General features: G+C 70.5%; 19 protein-coding genes and 2 pseudogenes. 9 read left to right on the forward strand and 12 right to left on the reverse strand.

Annotation, left to right across the window (positions count from 1 at the left end):
* Positions 1–2: 2 nt before the first annotated feature.
* The 12 genes and pseudogenes from AB8P05_RS16630 to AB8P05_RS16685 all read right to left on the reverse strand — a co-directional run bounded on the left by AB8P05_RS16630 (position 3) and on the right by AB8P05_RS16685 (position 11,639).
* Positions 3–1,034 (reverse strand): ABC transporter substrate-binding protein, encoded by a 1,032-nt coding sequence (locus AB8P05_RS16630; protein WP_472759394.1) that lies wholly within the window; start codon positions 1,032–1,034, stop codon positions 3–5.
* Positions 1,035–1,203: 169 nt separating this feature from the next.
* A complete protein-coding gene (locus AB8P05_RS16635) occupies positions 1,204–1,893 on the reverse strand; it encodes a (5-formylfuran-3-yl)methyl phosphate synthase (protein ID WP_472759395.1) in 690 nt (229 codons plus the stop codon).
* Positions 1,890–2,498: a DUF447 domain-containing protein gene (locus tag AB8P05_RS16640; RefSeq protein ID WP_472759396.1), complete on the reverse strand. Its 609-nt coding sequence runs from the start codon at positions 2,496–2,498 to the stop codon at positions 1,890–1,892. Before AB8P05_RS16640 ends, AB8P05_RS16635 begins: the two co-directional genes overlap by 4 nt.
* Positions 2,495–3,913, reverse strand: coding sequence for a DUF6513 domain-containing protein (locus AB8P05_RS16645; protein WP_472759397.1), 1,419 nt, complete (start codon positions 3,911–3,913; stop codon positions 2,495–2,497). The genes AB8P05_RS16640 and AB8P05_RS16645 overlap by 4 nt, the downstream gene beginning before the upstream one ends.
* Positions 3,889–4,457 (reverse strand): annotated as a pseudogene (locus AB8P05_RS16650) (flavoprotein). The gene AB8P05_RS16645 and the pseudogene AB8P05_RS16650 overlap by 25 nt, the downstream one beginning before the upstream one ends.
* Positions 4,458–4,467: 10 nt before the next feature.
* Positions 4,468–5,193, reverse strand: a complete 726-nt coding sequence (locus AB8P05_RS16655; protein ID WP_472759398.1) for an amino acid kinase family protein — start codon at positions 5,191–5,193, stop codon at positions 4,468–4,470.
* Between the two features lie 4 nt (positions 5,194–5,197).
* Positions 5,198–5,704, reverse strand: coding sequence for a dihydroneopterin aldolase (locus AB8P05_RS16660; RefSeq protein ID WP_472759399.1), 507 nt, complete (start codon positions 5,702–5,704; stop codon positions 5,198–5,200).
* A 190-nt stretch (positions 5,705–5,894) separates the two neighbouring features.
* A complete protein-coding gene (locus AB8P05_RS16665) occupies positions 5,895–6,914 on the reverse strand; it encodes a GlxA family transcriptional regulator (protein ID WP_472759400.1) in 1,020 nt (339 codons plus the stop codon).
* Positions 6,915–7,263: 349 nt separating this feature from the next.
* Positions 7,264–8,073 carry a formylmethanofuran dehydrogenase subunit C gene (locus tag AB8P05_RS16670; RefSeq protein WP_472759401.1) on the reverse strand — a complete coding sequence of 270 codons (810 nt, stop codon included), beginning with the start codon at positions 8,071–8,073 and terminating at the stop codon, positions 7,264–7,266.
* Positions 8,070–8,975, reverse strand: a complete 906-nt coding sequence (gene fhcD / locus AB8P05_RS16675; RefSeq protein WP_472759402.1) for a formylmethanofuran--tetrahydromethanopterin N-formyltransferase — start codon at positions 8,973–8,975, stop codon at positions 8,070–8,072. Before fhcD ends, AB8P05_RS16670 begins: the two co-directional genes overlap by 4 nt.
* Positions 8,966–10,654: a formylmethanofuran dehydrogenase subunit A gene (locus AB8P05_RS16680; protein WP_472759403.1), complete on the reverse strand. Its 1,689-nt coding sequence runs from the start codon at positions 10,652–10,654 to the stop codon at positions 8,966–8,968. Before AB8P05_RS16680 ends, fhcD begins: the two co-directional genes overlap by 10 nt.
* Complete coding sequence (locus AB8P05_RS16685; protein ID WP_472759404.1) at positions 10,647–11,639, reverse strand: formylmethanofuran dehydrogenase; 993 nt, start codon at positions 11,637–11,639, stop codon at positions 10,647–10,649. Before AB8P05_RS16685 ends, AB8P05_RS16680 begins: the two co-directional genes overlap by 8 nt.
* Positions 11,640–12,216: 577 nt before the next feature.
* Here AB8P05_RS16685 and AB8P05_RS16690 point away from each other — a divergent pair.
* The 9 genes and pseudogenes from AB8P05_RS16690 to AB8P05_RS16730 all read left to right on the forward strand — a co-directional run bounded on the left by AB8P05_RS16690 (position 12,217) and on the right by AB8P05_RS16730 (position 20,937).
* Entirely contained in the window at positions 12,217–13,230 is a 1,014-nt protein-coding gene (locus tag AB8P05_RS16690) for a beta-ribofuranosylaminobenzene 5'-phosphate synthase family protein (protein ID WP_472759405.1), read from the forward strand.
* A gap of 50 nt (positions 13,231–13,280) precedes the next feature.
* Positions 13,281–14,183 (forward strand): NAD(P)-dependent methylenetetrahydromethanopterin dehydrogenase, encoded by a 903-nt coding sequence (locus AB8P05_RS16695; protein WP_472759406.1) that lies wholly within the window; start codon positions 13,281–13,283, stop codon positions 14,181–14,183.
* The gene (locus AB8P05_RS16700) at positions 14,180–15,343 is read left to right on the forward strand and encodes an ATP-grasp domain-containing protein (RefSeq protein ID WP_472759407.1); all 1,164 of its coding nucleotides are present in this window, start codon (positions 14,180–14,182) and stop codon (positions 15,341–15,343) included. Before AB8P05_RS16695 ends, AB8P05_RS16700 begins: the two co-directional genes overlap by 4 nt.
* Positions 15,318–16,282 (forward strand): annotated as a pseudogene (gene mch, locus AB8P05_RS16705) (methenyltetrahydromethanopterin cyclohydrolase). The gene AB8P05_RS16700 and the pseudogene mch overlap by 26 nt, the downstream one beginning before the upstream one ends.
* Before the next feature lie 10 nt (positions 16,283–16,292).
* A complete protein-coding gene (locus AB8P05_RS16710) occupies positions 16,293–17,219 on the forward strand; it encodes an ATP-grasp domain-containing protein (protein ID WP_472759408.1) in 927 nt (308 codons plus the stop codon).
* Positions 17,216–18,307, forward strand: a complete 1,092-nt coding sequence (locus AB8P05_RS16715; RefSeq protein ID WP_472759409.1) for a triphosphoribosyl-dephospho-CoA synthase — start codon at positions 17,216–17,218, stop codon at positions 18,305–18,307. The genes AB8P05_RS16710 and AB8P05_RS16715 overlap by 4 nt, the downstream gene beginning before the upstream one ends.
* Complete coding sequence (gene fae / locus AB8P05_RS16720; protein ID WP_455173973.1) at positions 18,190–18,690, forward strand: formaldehyde-activating enzyme; 501 nt, start codon at positions 18,190–18,192, stop codon at positions 18,688–18,690. Before AB8P05_RS16715 ends, fae begins: the two co-directional genes overlap by 118 nt.
* A 224-nt stretch (positions 18,691–18,914) precedes the next feature.
* Positions 18,915–19,907, forward strand: a complete 993-nt coding sequence (locus AB8P05_RS16725) for an ATP-grasp domain-containing protein (RefSeq protein WP_472759410.1) — start codon at positions 18,915–18,917, stop codon at positions 19,905–19,907.
* On the forward strand, positions 19,900–20,937 hold the full coding sequence (locus AB8P05_RS16730; protein WP_472759411.1) for a hydantoinase/oxoprolinase family protein: 1,038 nt from the start codon (positions 19,900–19,902) through the stop codon (positions 20,935–20,937). The genes AB8P05_RS16725 and AB8P05_RS16730 overlap by 8 nt, the downstream gene beginning before the upstream one ends.
* Position 20,938 lies beyond the last annotated feature (1 nt).

Consider the following 20,938-nt stretch of genomic DNA (forward strand, 5'->3'; position numbering starts at 1 on the left):
GCTCAGCTCCCGGCGCCGTCATGCAGGTCGTCGAAGAAATAGTCCTTCCAGGAGGCCGGCTTGTTCTTGATCGCACCGACCTTGTGCATGAAGTCGGCGAAGGCCTCCGTCCGGTTCGGCGTGACGGTGAAGCGGATGTCGGGGTCCTTCAGCAGGCGCAGAATATAGGCCTTGTCCAGGCTGCCCTTGTTCTGCGCCAGATAGGCGTCCGCCGCCGCCTCATGGTCGGCGTTGATGCTGTCCATCGCCTCGCGGAGCGCGTTCAGGAAGGCCCGGTAGGTCTTCGGGTTCTCGTCGCGGAAGGACTGCTTGCTCCAGATCAGGTTGAAGCTGTGCGGCCCGCCCAGCACGTCGTAGGAGCTGACGACCTTGCGGATCTTCGGGTCGTCCAGCTGCTGGTACTGGAAGGGCGGGCTGGAGATATGGGCGGTGATGCCGCCGCTGCCCGACAGCAGGGCGGCCGTGGCGTCGGGGTGCGGCATCGACACGGTCAGCTTGTCGAGCGCGTCGTATCGGCCCGCACCCAGCTCCTTCTCCGCCGCCATCTGCAGGATGCGGGCCTGCACGCCGACCTTCACCGCAGGCAGCGCGATCCTGTCGGCGTCGGTGAAGTCCTTGAGCGATTTGACCTTCGGGTTGCTGGTGGTCAGGAACAGAGGCATGTCGTTCAGCGATGCGATCGCCTTGACGTTGGCGCTGCCCCTGGTGCGGTCCCAGATGGTCAGCAGCGGCCCGACACCGGCCGAGCCAAGATCGATGCTGCCGGACAGCAGCGCGTCGTTCATCGCCGCCCCGCCGGACAGCTGGACCCATTCGACGGCGATGTCGAGGCCCAGCGCCTTGCCGTGCTTCTCGATCAGCTGGTTGTGGCGCAGCACATGCAGCGGCAGATAACCGAGCCCATATTGCTCGGCGATGCGGATGCGCCCTTCGGCAGCCGCCGGAGCCGCGATTGCCGACGTCATCAGCAGCCCCATCACCGATGCGGCGATGGCCGCGAAGGCGCGGCGGCTGGGGCGTCCTGACTGTCGCATGGTGGTGCTCCCCTTATCTCCGTAACTCTAGTAGGATTTAGGGGAACATGATTCCGCTGTGGCGTCAATGTTGTAAAATATTAGCGATCTTTCCTGAAATTGCACATCTTATTTATGTAATTTTATTAGGCGCGTCCTCCAACAGGCCTCAGGCGGCGGGACTCGCCCGTCAGTTCAGCTGCGCATCGCGCACGCCCTGGACGACCTCGGCAATCCTGTCCGGATCCATCGTCTCCCGCCGCGCGCCACCCCGGCACAGGGCGCCGCGAAAACCGAGGATCGATGGTCCGAGCGCCGCCAGGGGAGCGATGTCGGCGATCCTCAGCGAGCCTGCCAACCCTGCCCACAATCCGGCATCGCGCGCCTGCCCGATGAAGCCTGCCAAAGCGTCGGCCGGCAGATGATCGCGCAAGCTGCGGCCGTCCTTCAGGCCGGTGTCCAGCATCACGCCTTTGAATCCGGCGTCGGACATGGCGCGGACCAGTTCGGGAGCGGGGCCAGTCAGGTCGACCAGGATGACGCCGACCAGCGGAACGGTGCCGCCCGCCCCCGAAGCGGCGGCGATGCATGCTTGCGGATCGCCGCCGGCGAGGATCCCCATCTTCACGATGTCGACACCCGCGGCCGCCATCCCGGAAACCGCGGCCGCCACCGTGGCGGGGTCCATCGGCAGGTCGCCGATGGTGGCGCTGACCGGCTTCCGTCCGGAGACCGCCGCCAGACAGGCGCGGATCGTGCCGGCCGGCAATGCGCCCAGCGCGCCGTCGCTGGGGTTCTTCAGGTCGATCAGGTCGGCCCCGGCCTTCACCGCAAGGTCGGCCTCTTCCGGATTGGTCACGCTGGCGAGCATGCGGATCATGAGAGCACCTGCGGCTTGGCCATGTCTGGAACTAGGGGTTCCGTCTTGGACCCTTCGGCCCGGAAGGCCGCCACGCGGTCGCACAGCCAGCCCCAGGCTTCCCGCTCGCGCGGTCCGGCGGTCTTCTCGATGGCGATGGCAAGGTAGGCCATTTCCCGCTCCACCTTCTCCCACGGCAGCAGGTGCAGGCGGCTGCACAGGATCGCCGCCTCGATCACGGCGGCGGCGGCGCGGTTGTGGCCGGCGAAGGGCCGGTGCGTTTCCTCATGGACGCTCCGGCAATGGAAGCGCGGGCGCACCGGATCGGCCTCGACCCGGACCACCTCCAGCTCCCAGTGGGCGAGGCTGTCGGCCAGACGCACGCCGTCGATGGCGGTTGCCGGGACCAGCGGCCAGTCCCGCCGTCCGGTCAGGCAACCGGCGAATAGCTGGGCGTCGTCGGTGAGGTTGACCACGGCTCGGCCGGTCGCCTCCAGCGCGTTGAGCGTGACGGAGGGGCGGAAGGGCGCGATCACCAGATCGTCCCCGGTCCGGGTGATGCCGAAGGGGGCGATGTGCGGGGTGCCGTCGGCGCCCAGCGTGGTGACGATGGTTTCAAGGATCATGATGCCTTCCCGCAGACCCGGCGGCGCTCCTGCAAGGTCGTGCCCGCCGTCTTGAAACCGTGCGCGTCGCTTTCCTGTCCGGCCGCAGCCTCCACGGCACAGCCCCAGGAAAGATCCTCGTCCTGGACATAGCGTTTGCCGAGCTGCCAGGCGAGGAAGGCCTTCTGCAGTTCCACCCCCATGTAGAAGGCATGGCCGCCGTCCTCCGCCAGCCCGAGCAGGGGGTAGAGGCGGTAGGGATCGGTCGCCACATGGTGGCCGTCGCGGTTGTAGACATGGACGCCGTCCTCCGCCACCTCCACCCGGAAGGAGGGGTCGCGGATGCTGCGGGCGGTCTCCGCGATTTCGGCCGGGGTGCCGGCGAAGGGGCGGCGGTCGCGCAGGGCCATCAGCCCGTCGTCGATGCCCTTGGGCAGGCTGCCGCTTTCCGCCGCGGCATGCATGATCCGCCGCGCCCGGTCGGCCTCGCGCACCGCGGTGCGGGCGTGCGGGCTGACCTGAAGGGTGAGGACGGCGCCGATCGACAGTTCCGACACCATGCCCATCAGCAGCGCCGTGGTGCCGGTGGTGTCGGCGTCGGTCAGTTCGGTCAGGTTGCCGATCCCCATCAGGATTTCGATGTCGGGATAGCGCCGGCGCAGGGCGTGATAGCGCACCACCGAGTCCGTGAAGCCGTAATGGATGGGGTCGAGCACCGGATCGGCCAGGAAGCGGCGGCCGGTGGCCTTCAGCCGGTCGACGGCGCGGCACAGGGAGTCCAGGTCGCGCGGCTTGGCCGGGATCAGGATCGGGGTCGCGTCCGTCCGGTCCAGCACCCACAGCGTATCCTCGCTGAGGCTGAGCAGGTAGGAGGCGCCGGCGGACGCGCCGCGCAGCAGCTCCTCCGGATCGGCGCTGTCGACGCTGACGGTGTGGCCGGCGGCGACCAAGGCGGCGACCGCAAGCTCCAGCCCATCGAACCGTTCGCCTGGGTGGCAGCCGATGTCGATCACGTCGGCACCGTCGCGGCGCAGCCTCGCGGCGGTCTCCAGCAGATTGTCGACGGAGCGGTGGGGGGCATCGACGATCTCGGCGAAGATCGTCACCGCATGGCCGGACAGGTCGGTCCGTGCCGTCCGCCCGCCGAGATAGGCGGGGATGTCGCGCAGCTCTTCCGGCCCGCGTTCGAAGGCGACACCGAAATGCCCGGACAAGGACGCCAGATCGCAACGGGTCCGGCCGGGCAGGATCACCCGCGATCCCGGCGGCGGCGGCGGAAGGCGGCGGCGGATCAGCTCCTCGGTCATCAGGGCGGCGACGCTGACGCCGATCTGCACCACCTCGGCGCTGAAGGGGGAGGACGCCATCCCGTCGAGCACCGCCCGCAGGCGCGGCTCCGCCAGCTTTCCGGTCACGAAGACGAGGTGGTCAGGCATTCGAGACGCGCCTTCAGCGCCGCTTCGAGTTCGGGAACGGTTTCGACGACGGTCGTCGCCTCGAACCCGCGCAGCCGTTCGACATTCTCCAGGTCGATGCGCCGGGGATAGACCGGCACCATGCCGTGCGGCGCCTCGGTCATCATCTCCGGCGCGGTGTCGCAGGCGAAGACGATGCAGGGCACCCGGCATTTGCCGGCCTGGGCGAAGGCGTTGGTCGGCAGCGTGTCGGAGATGCCCTGCACGCATTTGGCGACCGTGTTCGAGGTGGCCGGACCCACCACCAGCGTGTGGTATTCGCCGAAATAGAACCGCCCGATCTGCGGCGCGCTGGCGGCACGGTCGCGGAACAGGCGGGTGCCGGGAGGAAGTTGCCGTCGCGGCGGCGGTACATGCGCATGACCTCCTCGGCCGCCTTGCTGAGGAAGACGTCGAGCGGTGCGAACCGCGCCATCAGGTCGAGCGTCTCCTTGATGTAATGGCCGGATCCGGTCAGCGCCCAGGCAAGCCGCGGCGGGGCGGGAGGACGAGCGATTTCGTTCATGCCCGCACGCTCATGCCCGCACGCTGGGCAGAGGTTCGGCCTCCGGGCAGCGCAGCAGGGCGCAGCCGGGAGTGCCGCGGCCGGCCAGCGCCTCCGCCATCAGGATGTGGTTGTCGCGATGGATGCACCAGCTCTCGCCGGCGAAGCGCGCGCGCCAGAGCGGGAAGGCCGCGTCGACCAGACCGTCGCGGGCCAGCGCCGCCGCGTCGGTCGCAACGCAGGGGCAGGGTCCCGACTTGACCAGCACCAGCGCCGCCGCGTCCAGCTCCACCGCCAGCCAGGCCGCGAGGCTGTCGGAGGTGACGTCCCAGCTTTCGGCGATCTCGGGCTGGTCGAGCGCCATGGCGGACGGCAGCCAGACCGCCGGCATCCGCGCCCGGATCAGCGAGCGCAGCCGCTCCCGCGTCGCCGCCGTCTGCAGGGCCGGGCAGATGCCGTGCAGCATCAGCCCGAACTGCTCCATCGCCAGCAGGGCCATGCGGTGGGCGAGCCGGTCGTCGAAGCGCCAGTTGTCCTGGGCGTCGCGCACGGCATCGGCGAAGGGTCCGCCGCCCGGCACGATGACCAGCGGGTGGAGATGGCCGGGGCGGGCGATCAGATCGAGCCAAGTTCCCAGCCGGTGCCAGTCCGACAGGCTGCCGCCGATCTTGATGACCCAGGGCCGCGCCGCGACGTTCCCTGCGGTATTCCCTGCAGGGTCCGGCGATCCGTCTTCAGGCGATGCGTTGGCCGCCATCGGGTCAGATCCGCCGGTCGGCCATGCGGTCGGTCATGACCATCAGGCGGCGCGACGCCGGCAGGGACGGCCCGGACAGCTGGTCGCGCGTGCGCTCCAGCCGGATGCCGGGAACGGCGACGCCGTCATAGATGTCCAACTTCGCCACCGACACGCGGGCCGACTGCACCTGTTCGTGGGCGAGGCACATGCGGGCGATCTTCTCCGCCAGCATCTCGACCAGATTGGTGTGCTCGTCCATCAGGATGCGCTTCAGCCCCGACAGCAGGTCGTCGTAGGACAGCACGTCGCCGATGTCGTCGGAGAACTGCGCCCCGTCCTGGCGCACCTGCAGCAGCAGGTCGATGCGCACCCGCTGGGGCGCGTCGCGCTCGTAATCGAAGACGCCGATCCGGCAGGGCAGGACGACATTCTCCAGGAACAGCTCGTACAGGCCGGCGGGGATGGCGGACAGCCCGGTATCGGCGGCCGTGCCGCGAGCGCATTGGGCGGAAAGGATCGTTTCGAGCATCGGTGCCGTCCTCCTGGCTGTTCTCCGGCGGGGCCGGACGCGGATCGGTGTCAGGCAGGCCGTTTTGTACCTTACCGGCATCCCGGAGGCGGCACCTGTTTGGATGCGACACCGATTTGGCGATTTCCGCCGCCCCCCGCATGGTGCCCTGCCGCCGCTGCCCTCCGCCACCTTTTCGGCAGGTGCCGTTTCAGCTCAGGCTGGCGAACTCGTGCGCGGCGGCCAGCGGGCTGTGCCGCTGGTTCTGCCGGTCGCTGCGCGGGGCGATGCCGAAATGGTCGCGGTAGCATTTGCTGAAATGGGTCGCGGAGATGAAGCCGCAGCTGATCGACACCTCCATCACCGACATGCGGGTCTGGCACAGCAGCTGCCGGGCCCGCTTCATCCGGAGGCCGAGATAATACTTGGCCGGCGAGCAGTTCATGTATTTGCGGAACAGCCGCTCCAGGTTGCGCCGGGACTGGCCCAGCTCCTCGGCCAGCGTCAGCAGATCCAGCGGCTCCTCGATGTTGGCCTGCATCACCGCCACGGCGGCATTGAGATCCTCGTGGTCCAGCACCGGGTTGGACTGCAGCTCCTCCTGCTGGCGGATGCTGCCGGCGCGGATCTTGGTGTGCAGCAGTTGCTCGGCGATGTCCATCGCCAGCTTCTCGCCATGGCGGGCGGCGATCAGGTGCAGCATCATGTCGGTGGCGGCGGTGCCGCCCGCGCAGGTGAAGCGGTTGCGGTCGATGGTGAACAGCTCGCCGGTCGCCTCGATCTCGGGGAAGGTCTCGGCGAACCCGGCCATGTTCTCCCAATGGATGGTGCAGCGGTAGCCGTTCAGCAGGCCGGCGCGCGCCAGGATGTGGCTGGCTGTGCACAGGGCGCCGAAGGCGATCCCCTGGGCGGCCGAACGCCGCATCCACGAGAACATCGCCCGGTCCTCGTACCAGTGGCCTCCGACGCCGCTGCACACCATCACGGTCGACAGCGGGGGAGCGTCGGCGATGGCATGGTCGACGCAGACCCCGATGCCGTTGCTGGCCCGCTGGACGCCGCCATTCGGGGAGATCAGCACCCAGCGATAGAGTTCCTTGCCGCTGATGTGATTGGCAAGACGGAGAGGCTCCACCGCCGCGGTGAAGGCGATCATGGAGAAATCGGGAACCAGGAGAAAGCCGATGGTGTCGATCCTGGAAACGCCGGATTGCTGTTCATTGCACTTCATTGTCCCGTGCCCCTCTTCCGCTTTCCTGCTCGTGTCTTCGTGGGTCGCGAATGGTCGGCGAACACGCTGTTTTCCCGCGGCCTTGTTTGTTTCGGCGGCCGCGTTCGGATGGGCGGGCGGTCGTTCCATTTCCGCACCATCAAGTTTTTATGACAAGCAGCCTACGCAGGATGCGGCCCGGTCACATTGAACAAAGCGGACATAATTCTTGAAGGAGCGCGACGTTGATCGAGTCGGGATTGTTTTTGGGGCGGATCATCCGGTTGCGCGGACGATATCCTCATCCCGATGGGGTAGCCCCGCAGCCCACCTGTGGTGGGCTTTCGGATCAATTCGGGGGCGGGAGCTTTCAAAGACAGGCCAGCAGCTCGCCGCGTCCGCCGAAGCCGCGGTCGCCCAGCCAGCGGCGCGCCCGCCCGGTCATGCCCCGGCAGGCGGGTGGAACCCCGTCCAGTTCGGACAGGTGGTTGTCGAGAAGCGACAGGAAGGGCAGCTGGTTGAGGCCGCAGTCGGCGAACCCCGGCAACGGATCGATCTCGCCGCGGAACAGGATGGTGCCGTTCCGCATGCCGTGGCCGGTGGCCGCCCCCGGCTTGCCGCCGATCAGCAGGCTGCCGGCGTTCATGTGCAGGGCGGCATAGGCGCCGGCATCGCCGCCGACGGCGATCAGCCCGCGGCGCATGCGTTCGCCGGCGCGTTCGCCGCAACTGCCCCGGACCATGATCCGCCCGCCGGTCATCCCGGTCCGTTCGCCGGGCAGGGCGCCGCCCAGCCCGTCGCCGGCATCGCCGCCGATGGCCAGGACCCCGCCGCGCATGGCGGCACCCGCCGCCAGCCCGGCCGATCCTTCCACCAGCAGGGACCCGCCGCTCATGCCGGTGCCGGCGCGGTGGCCGACGGGGCCGGCGACCCGGACGGTGCCGCCGGCCAGTCCCGCCCCGATGAAGTCGAGCCGCTCGTCGCCCTCGATCTCGACGGTGTCGCCGGGGCTGCCCGACAGGTCGAACAGCTCGCCGACCGCGACATGGCCGCGGCCGAGCCGCAGCGGCAGGGCGGCGATCTCCGCCGCGGTCAGCGCCGCCAGCCGGTGCGGCAGCAGGGGAGAGGCGTCGACGCGGCCGGTCAGCGGGCCTTTCAGACGGAAGCTCAGCACGCTCATGGCAGCAGCTCGTGAAGGTGGAAATGGTGGCGGCCCAGCTTGCCGCCGTAATTGCCGGCGGTGACGCCCCAGACGCCGGAGCCGCGGCCGCGCTCGATCAGGCATTTCAGCCCGGCCGTGGTGGCCGCGGCGACGTCGGCGGCGGTCAGCCCGTCGATGACGATCTCCAGCACCGATTCGACCTCCGCCGGCAGGCGGGAGCGGGGCAGGCCGCGCAGGGTCGGGCAATAGGCGTCGTTGGTGGAGGCCGGCATCCCCTTGTACTTCGCCCCCACCTTGGAGCCGGAACGGACGACCCCGCCGGGGAAGGGCAGCACGACGTTGGGCACGGCGCGCATGGCGTCCGCCGCCGCTTCCGCCGACTCCAGCGCCGCCATCCGGGCATCGGCCAGGATCAGCAGGTTGCCGCCGCCGACCGCCGGGACGCTCCAGCTCGATTCCTCGCACAGGAACTCGCCGTCCATCACCGGGATGCGCCAGTAGCGCCGGCCGCCCAGCAGCTTCGACATCTGCTGCCCGTCGCCGAAATAGCGCAGCTTCCGGCCCAGCGGGATCAGATCCTCCTTGGCCCCGCGCGGCACGCCGGAGAAGCAGGCGGTGCCGGGACAGGTCAGGATGCATTGGCCGAGCCGGGTCTCCACCTGCTTGCCCAGCACCGTGCGTCCGGTGGCGAAGAACAGCAGGGACACGCCGGGGCGCCCGTCCGGGGTTTCCTCCGGCGCCAGCTCCCGCTCGATGCCGGATTCGCAGCCGCAGGCGATGACCGAGGTGGCGAAGCCGGTGGCCGCCATGCCGGCATGGCGCGCCCAGGCCAGCGTGTCGGCGGTGACGATCAGCCGGGTCGCCTTCATGTCGAAGGCCTCGGCATAGGTGTTCTCGATATGGATGCCGTTCAGAAGCATGAGTCGGACGCCGTCAGGGTCGGAACGATGGACAGCCCGCCGCGGCCATGGTCGAGGATCTCGCCGTCGGCGATGCGGAAATTGCCGAGCCGCACGGTCTGGTGATCCTCGAACCACGGCTTCAGCCGCCGTTCGATGGCGGGATCGAAGTCCGGCCGGACGACGATGGTGTCGCCCCAGCCGGTGGCGGTCAGCCGCCCGTTGCGCGCCACCAGCCGGCCGTTCTTGAACACCAGGGCGGGGGCGGCGAACATCGCCTCGCGGTCGGGCAGGTCGTCATACACCACCACGTCGGCGACGGCGCCGGGACGAAGGTGCCCGCGGTCGCGCAGCCCCAGCACGCGGGCGGGGCCGGCGCGGGTCATGATGGCGATCTCCTCAAGCGTGTATTCGCGGTCGATGGAGCCGAGCCGGCTGTGCGCCGCCACGTCGGGGTTGATCCGCGCCAGCTGCTCGTTGCGGAAGCTGCGGTCCATCAGCAGCCGGATCAGGTGCGGGTAGCTGGTGAAGGGGCCGCCGTTCGGATGGTCGGTGGTCAGATACACCCGCCAGGGGTCGTCGATCAGCAGGAACAGCTCCAGCCCGATCGCCCATTGCAGGGCGTTGACGAAGGCTTTGTCACGATAGCGGAACGGCACCAGCCCGCAGCCGCCGTCGCATTCGATGTCGGTGCACAGCCATTTGCGCGGGCTGGCGAGGCCGCTGTTGCGGAACTGCGACATGATGTCGGCCGACGCGGTGATGGTCTGGCCGAAGACGATCTGGCCGACATCGACCGAGATGTTCGGGCTGCGGTTGACCGACTCCGCGATCTCGGCGGCGGCGGAGGAGAAGCGGCGATCGCCCTCCGTCCCATAGCTGTGGAATTGAAGGTGGGTCAGGTGGGCGGGCAGCCCGTCGAGTGCGGCGATGGTGTCGCGCGTCACCGATTCGTTGCCGGGGATGCCCAGGTTGTTGCAGTGGATGTGCAGCGGGTGCGGCACCCGCAGGTCGGACAGCGCGGTGGCCAGCGTGGTCAGGATGCGGCGCGGCGTGATCCCGTAATGGGGATGTGCCTCGTCCAGGTCGAGCCGGCGCTGGTTGAACTTGAAGGCGCTGATGCCGCCGGGATTCACCACCTTGACGCCGACCGCCTGGGTGGCGTGCAGGATCCAGGCGACATAGTCGTTGACCTCCGACTGCGTCGCCCCGGCGGCCAGCCGTTCCAGCAGGAAATCGTCGTTGCCGAGGACGGCGTAGCAGCCCTTGTCGATGATCGGGACGTCGGCCAGTTCCAGATGGGTGTGGCGCGCGTTGGAGGGCAGCATCGCCGGCTCAAACGCCGCCGTGTAGCCCATCTCGGCATAGCGGTAGCCGGAGACGAAGCTGGACGGGGTGAACAGGCCGCTGCCCGACCGGCGCAGGCCGTCCGGGCCGCTGCCGTGTTCGCGATGTTCTTCAGGAAGCAGCAGGCGGGCGAGGTTCACCTTGCCGCCGCCGATGTGGCTGTGGATGTCGATGGCGCCGGCCATGACGATGCGGCCGTCGAGGTCGATGACCTCGCCGATGCGGGCATCCTCCCGAGGTGCTGCGGCGATGCGGCCGTCCTTCAGGTAGAGGTCGCGCAATTCGCCGCCGTCCGCGGTGCCGGTGGGATCGCAGACGCGGCCGCCGCGCAGCAGGGTGTAGGCGTCAGACATGCGCTGTCTCCCGAACCAGGGCGGGAAGGGGGAAGGCGGGAAGCCGGTCGTGCAGGGCGGTCAGCACCGCCGCTGCCGTCGGCAGGGCGGCGGCGGTCGATGGCGGGGAGTGCCGCAGCCGACGCAGTGGCAGGGCGGCGACGCCGTCGCCGCGGTGGATGCTGCCGGCATGGTCGAGGCCGGGGATGGCGACCGGGATCAGCACGTCGGGGTCGTAGGGCAGGGGCTGCCCCGGGCGGGCCAGCACGATCATCGGCGTTCGCGTGTCCGGCACCTCCGCACCGTTCAGCGCCGACAGCCAGACCAGCGCGTCGATCTCGCCCCCGGCCAGCAGGCTTTTCAGCCGATAGCGCAGGGGATCATGCTCCGGCGGGCCGGCCCCGAGGCGGGAGCGCAGCGGCACGCCATACTGCCAGGCGCACACGTAATTGGCGCCCAGCGCGTTGCCCTTGCCGCCAAGGGACAAGCCGGCGCAGCGGGTGGCGGCGTTGGCGGTCACGACCAGCCGGTTGATGGCCTCAATGGCGATGTCGCCGGCCGCCGGGTCCAGCGTGGCGGCGATCCAGCCGATGACGCCGAATTTCGCTTCGCGCAACGCCGTGGCGACGCGGGCGAGATCCTCCATCGCGATGCCGCCGACCCGGTCGCCACGCGGCCTTTCGCCGGCAACCAGCTGCGACAGGGCGGCGGCGATGGCGGGGGCATGGACCAGGTCGGCGGTCAGCCGCTCGAACCCCTCCGGCGCCAGGCCGTCGCCGGGACCGATGAGGAAGCCGCGCGCGGCGCCGGCATCGCGGAACAGCGCCGACGGCGGATGGACGATGCGGTCGAACAGGCGGGGGGCATGGCGATCGAACTCCGTCCCGAACAGCACGAACAGGTCGGCGCGGTTGCGCAGCTCGCCGAAGGTGGCGGTCATGGCGCCGGTCACCTGCAGGGAGCGCAGGCCGTGGAACAGGCTGTCCGACGCGGCGTGGTCGACCACCGCACCCAGCCGTTCCGCCAGCGCCAGCGCCGCCGAAATCCCTGCGGTATCGGCGGCAAGCCCCCGACGGCCGGAGAGGCGGCGTTCCGCAGCAGCGCAGCCGCCGCGTCCAGCGCCGCGTCGAGCGGAACGGCGCGGCCTTTTATGAAGCAGTGGGCCGGCAATGCCGGAAGGGCGAACAGGGTGCGCGCCCGTGCACATCCGTTGGCGGTCACCCTGAGCTGGCCGGCCCGGTCGCGTGCAACCGTCAGGTCGTCGCAGGCCATTGCGCAGAACGGGCAAACGACATCGCTCATGAGAGGCGGAAGATCGCTCCCGCCGAGTTCGCTGTCCATGTCCTATACCCCGCGCGTGATGTCAAGAAAGAGGAGTGCCACAGAAAGCTCATAGAAAAACGCGTCCCAATTCATCGGATGAATGAGATTATCGGGTCGGTAAAAGCGATAGTTATTTGGTTTATGTAAATTTTTATTTTTGAACTCGTTGATTTTATCGCCGTCGATTTTATTATGTCCGAAAGGCGGCTGGTCGCCTTGGCTTTTGCGACAGGTAGGCCATGATTTGCGGCGAACAGCGAATGACGGTCGACGCGGTGCGGGTGGAGGTGCCCGCCCGGCTGCATCTTGGATTCCTCGATATGGAGGGCGGGCTCGGCCGGCGCTTCGGCAGCCTGGGTCTGACGCTCGACGGGCTGGGGACGGAACTGACGCTGATGCGGGGCGACCCGGCGGGCGACGGTCCGGACCGCCCGACCGACCGGGCGCGGGGGTATCTCGACCGGTTGTGCGGTGCGCTGGGTCTGGAGGACCGGTATTCCCTGCGCCTGGGCCGGACGATCCCCTCCCATTCCGGGCTGGGGTCGGGCACCCAGCTGGCCCTGGCCGTCGGGGCCGCGTTGTCGGCGATGACCGGCCGCCCGCTGCCGCCGCGCCGGGTCGCCAGCCTGCTGGACCGCGGGGCGCGGTCGGGCATCGGGGTCGGTGCCTTCGAACAGGGCGGCGTCATCCTGGACGGCGGCAAGGGCGCGCTGGATGAGCCGCCGCCGGTCATCAGCCGGATGGCCCTGCCGGACGCGTGGCGGATGCTGCTTGTGTTCGACGACGCCAACCGCGGCCTGTCCGGCACGGCCGAGACGGTCGCCTTCCGCGACCTGCCGCCCTTTCCGGCGGACAAGGCGGCCTATCTGTGCCGGCTGGCTTTGATGGTCGGGCTGCCCGCGCTGGCGGAGGGGGACGCGATGCGCTTCGGTGCTGCCGTGACGGAACTGCAGAGCGTGGTCGGCGACCATTTCGCCCCGGCGCAGGGCGGGCGCTTCAGCAGTCCGGATGTGGCGGAGGTGCTGCGGTGGCTGCCGTCGGTCGGCGCCGCCGGCGTCGGGCAGAGTTCCTGGGGGCCGACCGGCTTCGCCATCTTCGGCGACCCCGGATCGGCGGAGCGGGCGGCGGAGGGCGCACGGGCTCGCTGGCGGACGCGGACCAACCTGCGCTTCGTCGTCTGCCGGGGGCGGAACCGCGGTGCGGTGGTGGAGACTTTCTCCGGAAGAAGCGCGGTCGCTGCCGGATATGAAACAGTCGCAAAAAAGACAGCGTGAGCGTGTGAGGTGAAACACAGTGCCATGAAGCGAACCAAGGACTTCGTTTCATGGAAAAGCCCTATATCATTCACGCCATTACTCCGGTAAAGGCGGTCAGTCCATTCGACATCAACATGGCTTGCGATGCCGGATACGGCGTTGTCGTGCCGTATACCAATGTCGAGACTGGCGAAGTTCCGGGTCTTGTCCAGGACATGATCTTCTCCCGCGCCCCGGGCGATGCCAAGCGGACCGGCCTGTTCATCGCCGGGCGTGACATCCTGAAGGCGCTGGACATGCTGGAGGAGGCGCGCCGGGCCATGGTGCCGCCGTTCGAAATCTCGGTCTTCGCCGACCCGTCGGGCGCCTACACCACCGCCGCGGCGATGATCGCGAAGGTCGAGGCCCAGCTTGAGAAGTCCGGGATGGCTCTGGCCGGGGCGCGGGTCGCGGTGTTCGGCGGCAAGGGGCCGGTCGGCGGCGTCGCGGCGGTGCTGGCCGCGCGTGCCGGCGCGTCGGTGCGGCTGGTCGGCCATGACGGCGCCGCCTCCGTCGCCGAGCGGGCGGAGTCCTACCGTCAGCGGTTCGGCGTGACCTTGGGTGCGGTGGACGGTTCGACCGACGCGCACAAGGCGGCCATCCTGGCGGAGACCGACGTGGTTCTGGCCGTCGCCCGTGCCGGCGTGCAGGTGCTGAGCCGCGCGCAGATCGCCGCCGCCCCCTCGGTGCGGGTGGTGGCCGACGTCAATGCGGTGCCGCCGGCCGGGGTGGAGGGGGTGGACGCCTTCAGCGACGGCGCTGCCATCGAGGGGACCGATGCGGTCGGCATCGGCGCGCTCGCCATCGGAAACGTGAAGTTCAAGACCCAGCATGGCCTGTTCAAGGCGATGCGCGAGGCGGCGAAGCCGGTCTATCTGGCCTTCGACGACGCCTTCGCCCTGGCCCGCGCGCAATGCCGGAAAGCGGCGTGATCCTGGTCGCCGCCCTGTCGGGCCGCGCCATCGCCCAGGCGGTGTCGCGCACCGGGGCCGCCGCGGCGACGCTGGACCAGTTCGGCGACGCCGACCTGCCGATGACCGCACGCCGCGTGGCGGGCGATCCGGTCGCCGGCTTCGACGCGCAGGCGCTGATCGCCGCCGCCCGCGCGCTGGTTCCGCCGGGCAGCGGTCTGGTCGTCGGATCGGGGTTCGAGCAGGCGCCCGAGCTGTTGGCCGCCCTGATGCGGGCCGGTCCCTACCGCCTGCTCGGCAACGGGCCGGAGGTGGTGCGGGCGGTGAAGGACCCGATGGGGTTTGCCGCGCGGCTGGCGACGCTGGGGCTGGAGGAGTTGGGCATCGGCCATCCGGAAACGCGGACGGCGGTTCCCGGCGATGCAGTTCCGGGGGACTGGCTGGTCAAGCGGGTGGGGGCCGCCGGTGGCTGGCACATCACCCCTTGGACCGGCGCTCCGCTGCCGGGCGGTCATTGCCTGCAACGGCGGGCGGCGGGCCGGGCGATGTCCGTCGCCTTCATCGCCGACCGAACCGGCCGGTGCGAGACGGTGGCGATCAGCCGGCAATGGGCCGATCCGGCGGCGGAAGCACCCTTCCGCTACGGCGGGGCGGTCCTGCCGGCGGCGGTGCCGACCTCACTGGCCGACCGGCTGGCGGAGGCGGCACGCCGCATCGCCGCGGCTTTCGGGCTGGTCGGGCTGAACAGCCTGGACCTTCTGGTCGATGGAGACTCCGCGACGGTGCTGGAGGTCAACCCGCGTCCGGGCGCCACGCTCGACCTGCTCGAACGTCACCGGCCGGGCGGGGTGATGCGCGCCCATCTCGACGCGGCGGCCGGTCTCATCTGGAGCCTGGGGGCGCCGCGTCCGGGCGTCATCGCCGGGGCGGTGGCCTATGCCGCCGCCGCGATGACGATGCCCACAGGGTTCGTCTGGCCCCCCTGGTGCGCCGACCTGCCCCGCGCCGGCAGCGTCCTGGAGGCCGGACACCCGCTGTGCAGCGTCACCGCCTGGGGCGGGGACGAGGGGGAGGCGCGGCGCCGTCTGTCCAGCCGTATCGAACGCATCGTCGCGGACTGCGCGCGGCGGGCTTGCCAATCGGAGAAAACCGGCGATGTCGTCCCTTCCCTTCAGTGTTAACCGGCTTGCCGCCCCCCTGGTCCACGCGCTGGTGGCCGACGCCGCCATGCTGCGGATCGGGGTGGAACAGCATCCCGCCGGCTGCACCGTGATCGATGCCGGCATCGACCGGCCCGGCAGCCTGGAGGGCGGGCGCCGCATCGCCGAGATCTGCCTGGGCGGCGCCGGCAGCGTGCGCATCGCCATGGACTCCCCTTCGCCCATTGGCCGGCGCAGGTGACGGTGGGTGCGGCCGATCCGGTCCTGGCCTGCCTGGGCAGCCAATATGCCGGCTGGAGCCTGTCGGGCGAGAAATTCTCTGCCCTTGGCTCCGGCCCCGGCCGCGCCCTGGCGGTGAAGGAACCGCTGTTCGCCGAACTCGGCTATCGCGACATGGCCGACCGCGCCGTGCTGGTGCTGGAGACGGACAAGCGGCCGCCGGCTTCGGTGGTGGAGAAGGTGGCGCGCGATTGCGGCGTGCCGGCGGAGCGCGTGACCCTGATCCTGACGCCGACCCGCAGCCCGGCCGGCATCGTCCAGATCGTCGCCCGCGTGCTGGAGGTGGGGCTGCACAAGCTGCACGCCCTGCATTTCCCGCTGGAGCGGGTGCGCGACGGCGTCGGCTGTGCCCCGCTGCCGCCGCCGGGCCGCGACTTCGTCCAGGCGATGGGACGGACCAACGACGCCATCCTGTTCGGCGGCAGCGTCCATCTGCTGGTCGACGGGCCGGACGACGATGCGGCCGATCTGGCGGCCCGCCTGCCCAGCTCGGCCTCCGCCGATTACGGCCGCCCCTTCGCCGACCTGTTCGCGGCGAGCGGCTACGACTTCTTCAAGATCGACCCGATGCTGTTCAGCCCGGCCCGCGTGATCGTCACCGCCTTCGAGAGCGGCCGGAGCTTCAGCGGCGGGGCGCTGGCCCCGGCGCTGCTCGACCGTTCCTTCGGCATCGGCGGCTAGGGGCGCGGCCATGGGACGCAACCGCATCGCCATCTTCGTGGACGGCGCCGACTGGCACACCCGGCGGCTGACCGCCGCCTTTGCCCGCCGCGGTGCCAAGGCGGTGGCGGTGTCGCTCAGCGCCTGCGGTTTCGGCCCGGACGGGCCGGTGGTTCCAGGCTTCGAAGGCCCTGGTTCCGATGGCGGAGTGCCCGACGCCTGTCTGGTCCGCACCATCTCCGCCGGCAGTTTCGAACAGGTGACGCTGCGGCTGGGCGTGCTGCATGCGCTGGTCCATGGCGGGGTGCCGGTGGCCAACAATCCGGCCGCCATCGAACGCTGCGTCGACAAGAGCGCCACCGCCTTCCGGCTGGCCGCTGCCGGAGTCCCGACCCCGCGCACCTGGACCGTCGCCGATCCGGTCCAGGCCTCCGCCATCCTGGCCGCCCTCCATGCCGAGGGCCGTGCCGCGGTGCTGAAGCCGCTGTTCGGGTCGCAGGGCAAGGGGCTGCGGCGGCTCGATCCCGGCATGGCTCTGCCCGGACCGGACGAGGTGGCCGGCGTCTATCACCTGCAGGAGTATGTCGGCGCTGCGGATGGCGGCTGGTTCGACTGGCGTGTCTTCGTGGTGGACGGGCGCCCGCTGGCCGCCATGGTCCGTCAGGGCGACCATTGGATTACCAACGTCAAGCAGGGGGCGCGCTGCCATCCGGCCAGTCCGGCGGGCGTTCTGGGCGATCTGGCGGTGGCCGCCGCCGCCGCTGTCGGCGCCGACTATGCCGGGGTGGACGTGATCCGCGCGCCGGACGGCCGGTTCCTGGTGCTGGAGGTCAACAGCATGCCGGCCTGGCGCGGCCTTCAGGCGGTGACGCCGGTGGACGTGGCGCAGGCGCTGGCCGATCTGGTCCTGGACCGTCTGGCCCCGCAAGTGCCGGCTCAGGCGCGGAGGGCGGGATGAGCGCCCTGCTGCCGACCCCGGGTCACGATTGCCGGGCCCTGGTGGAGGAGGCGGTGTTCACCGCCTGCCGGCTGGAGCTGATGGCGCTGAAGCCCGGCAACGTCCACATCCATGCCGAAGGCCATGGCATGAGCGTGACGCAGTTCCTGGACAGCGCCGCCGCCATTGCCCCGATCCTCGCCACGCCGGGCCGCCGGGTGGGGGAGGCGATCCTGCACGCCGTCGCGGCGACGCGGGATGTCGCCGGCTGCAACACCAATCTCGGCATCGTCCTGCTGCTGGCCCCGCTCGCCGCCGCCGCGCTGTGCCGGGACAAGGGCGAGCCGCTGCGGCTTCGGCTGGCGCGGGTGCTCGACGGGCTGAGCGTCGCCGATGCCGCCGACGCCTTCGCGGCCATCCGCCTTGCGCTGCCCGCCGGGTTGGGAGAGGCGCCACAGCATGACGTGGCCGCGGCGCCCCGCATCGACCTGCGGGCGGCCATGGCGGTTGCCGCCGACCGCGACCTGATCGCGCGGCAGTATGCCACCGCCTTCGCCGACGTCTTCGCCTTCGGCGTGGCCCGCGGCCGCTCGGCCCTGCGGCGCGGCGCCAGCGCTGCGGAGACGGCGAGCGCCGTCCATCTGGGATTCATGGCGCTGCACCCCGACACCCACATCGCCCGCAAGCATGGCGCGGCGGTGGCGGAGCGGGTGCGGGAGCAGGCCTTCCGGCTGGAGCGGCGCCTTTCGACCGGCCCGACGTTCGGCGGCCATTCGGGTGCCGCCCGCCGGCTTCTCGCTTTCGACCGTGCGCTGAAGCGCCGCGGCCTCAATCCGGGCACGTCCGCCGACCTGACGGTGGCCTGCCTGTTCGTGCTTCGGCTGGCCGGCGATCTGCCGGCCGGACCGTGGCCGCCGGACGATTTCCGGCGGAGCCCCCTGCAACCAACCCTCACGAAACCAACCACCGCAAGGGATGCGCAATGCCTAAGATCGACAAGGTTCTGGTCGGCGAAGCTCTGGTGGGCGACGGCAACGAAGTCGCTCACATCGATCTCATCATCGGTCCGCGCGGCAGTGCCGCCGAGACCGCCTTCTGCCAGACCCTGACCAACCAGAAGGAAGGCGTGAACGGCCTGCTGGCCGTGCTGGCGCCGAACCTGATGGTCAAGCCGTCCACGGTCATGTTCAACAAGGTGACGATCAAGAACGCCAAGCAGGCCGTGCAGATGTTCGGCCCGGCCCAGCGCGCCGTCGCCCTGGCGGTCGCCGAGTGCGTCGAGGACGGCACCATCCCGGCGGACGAGGCCGACGACCTGTTCATCTCCGTCGGCGTCTTCATCCATTGGCAGGCGGAGGACGACCGCAAGATCCAGGACTACAACCATGAAGCCACCAAGCTGGCGTTGAAGCGCGCGATTGCCGGCAGCCCGACCGCCAAGGAGATGCTGGACGGCATGGCCGCCGCGGTTCACCCCTTCGCCGCCTCCTGACCGGAGGCGGAGCGGGCGAGGGTCCGGACCCTCGCCCGAGCCGGCGGTGCCGCGACGGCGACGCTGCCGGCGCGGAAGGGTTGCGGCGCCGGCGGTGCCGCCGCGATATCCTGGGATGCCGATCCTGCGGTCGGGACGCATCCGATGGCGCGTCAGCGCCCCCGCTCCCCCGCTTTGCATGAACCGCCTGCCCGCCCGGCAGGTCGATGACGGGAACGACGTCCATGGAGAACAGCCTTCGTCGGGTTCTGGTCTGCGAATATGTCACCGGCGGCGCGCTGTGCAACGGGCCGCTGCCGACCGACCTGATGGCGGAAGCCAACGCGATGGTCGCGGCGCTGGCCGGCGATCTGGCCGCGCTGGATGGAACGCACGTCACCCTGTGCCGGGACAGCCGCCTTCCTCCGCCGTCCCTGCCGCCCGACCGGGTCACCCTGTTCCCGGTGGCGCCCGGCGAGGATCCGCAGGCGCGCTGGCGCGCGGCCGCCGCCCTGTGCGACGTGGTCTGGCCGATCGCGCCGGAAAGCGACGGGCTGGCGGGGCAGGTGGCCGCCCTGTTCCGGGGCACCGGCCGGCCGGTGGTCGCCTGCGCCGCCGAGGCCATCGCGCTCGCGTCGTCGAAGACGGCAACGGCGGCGCGGCTGGCCGCCCACGGCATCGCGGCCATTCCCACCGTCCCCTTCGGCGCCCCGCCGCCGCCCGCCGCCCGCCATGTGGTGAAACCGGACGACGGCGCCGGCTGCCTCGACACCTTCATCGTTGACGATATCGCCGGTTGGACGCCGCCCCATCCCGGCCGCTGGATCGTCCAGCCGCTGGTGGAGGGGGAGGCGTGCAGCCTGTCCATGCTGGTCGATGCCGCCGGCGGGGTGCGGCTGCTCGGCTGCAACCGCCAAAGGGTGGAGCGGGGGGCCGGAAGCTTCTACTTCCATGGCGTGGAGGTCGGGGCGATGGAGCACCGCCGTGCCGCCTGGGAACCGCTGGCCCGCGCCGTCGCCGCCGCGATCCCGGGCCTGCGCGGCTATGTCGCCGTCGACCTCATCGACCGGCCGGAGGACCCCGAGTCCAATGGCCCGGTGGTGGTGGAGGTGAACCCGCGCCTTTCCGTCGGCTATGTCGGGCTGTCGCGGGTGCTGGGCTGGAACCCGGCGGGCGACATCCTGGAGCTGTTCCACACCGGATCGGCCGGCACCGGCCTGGAGACCGCGCATGTCTGACACCCGTGGAGGATCGACCGTGATCGGCTGGGACATCGGCGGCGCCCACCTGAAGGCCGCTTGGACGGAGGAGGGCCGGCTGCGCGATGCGGTGCAGGTGCCCTGCCGGCTTTGGCAAGGCTTGGCGGAACTGGACGCAGCACTTGCCACCGTGCTGGAGCGCCTGCCGGCGGGCGCCGACCATGTGGTGACGATGACCGGCGAACTGGTCGACCTGTTCGACGACCGCACCCAGGGCGTCCACACGCTGATCGAGCGGATGGAGGCCGCCCTGCCGCCGGGGCGGCTGCGCGTCTATGCCGGCCGGCGCGGGCTGCTGTCACCGCAGGACGCACGCGGGCAGGTGATGGAGGTGGCCTCGGCCAACTGGATGGCGACCGCCGCCGTGGTCGCCCGGCGCCTGCCGGCGGCGCTGCTGGTGGACATGGGCAGCACCACAACGGACATCGTGCCGGTGCGCGGCGGCGAGGTGGTGGCGCGCGGCGTCACCGATCATGAACGGATGGCGGTGGAGGAACTGCTCTATACCGGGCTGACCCGCACGGCGGTGATGGCGATGGAGCGCACCGCCCTGGTCGCGGGCGAGCGGCTGCCGATGATGGCCGAGTATTTCGCCACCAGCGCCGACCTCTATCGCGTGCTGGGCCGGCTGGACGAGGCCGCGGACCAGCATCCCGCCGCCGACAACGGGGCGAAGACGGTCGAGGCCAGCCTGCGCCGTCTGGCGCGCATGGTCGGGCACGATGCCGGCGACTATGATCCGGCGGTCTGGCGGGCGATGGCCGGCGATCTGACCGAGCGTCAGCTGCGCCGCATCCACGATGCCGCCGCGCGGGTGCTGTCGGCCGGAACGCCGCCCCTGCCGGACGATGCGCCGGTGGTCGGGGCCGGCGTCGGCCGTGCCGTCGTCAAGGAGGTTGCTGTCCGGCTTGGCCGCCCCTACCGGGATTTCAGCGACGTGGTGGGCGCCCCCGGTCAGGGCTGGGTGGCGAGCTGTGCCCCCGCCGCCGCCATGGCGCTGCTCGGCTGAG

Source organism: Azospirillum sp. VT-I1 (assembly GCF_055698305.1).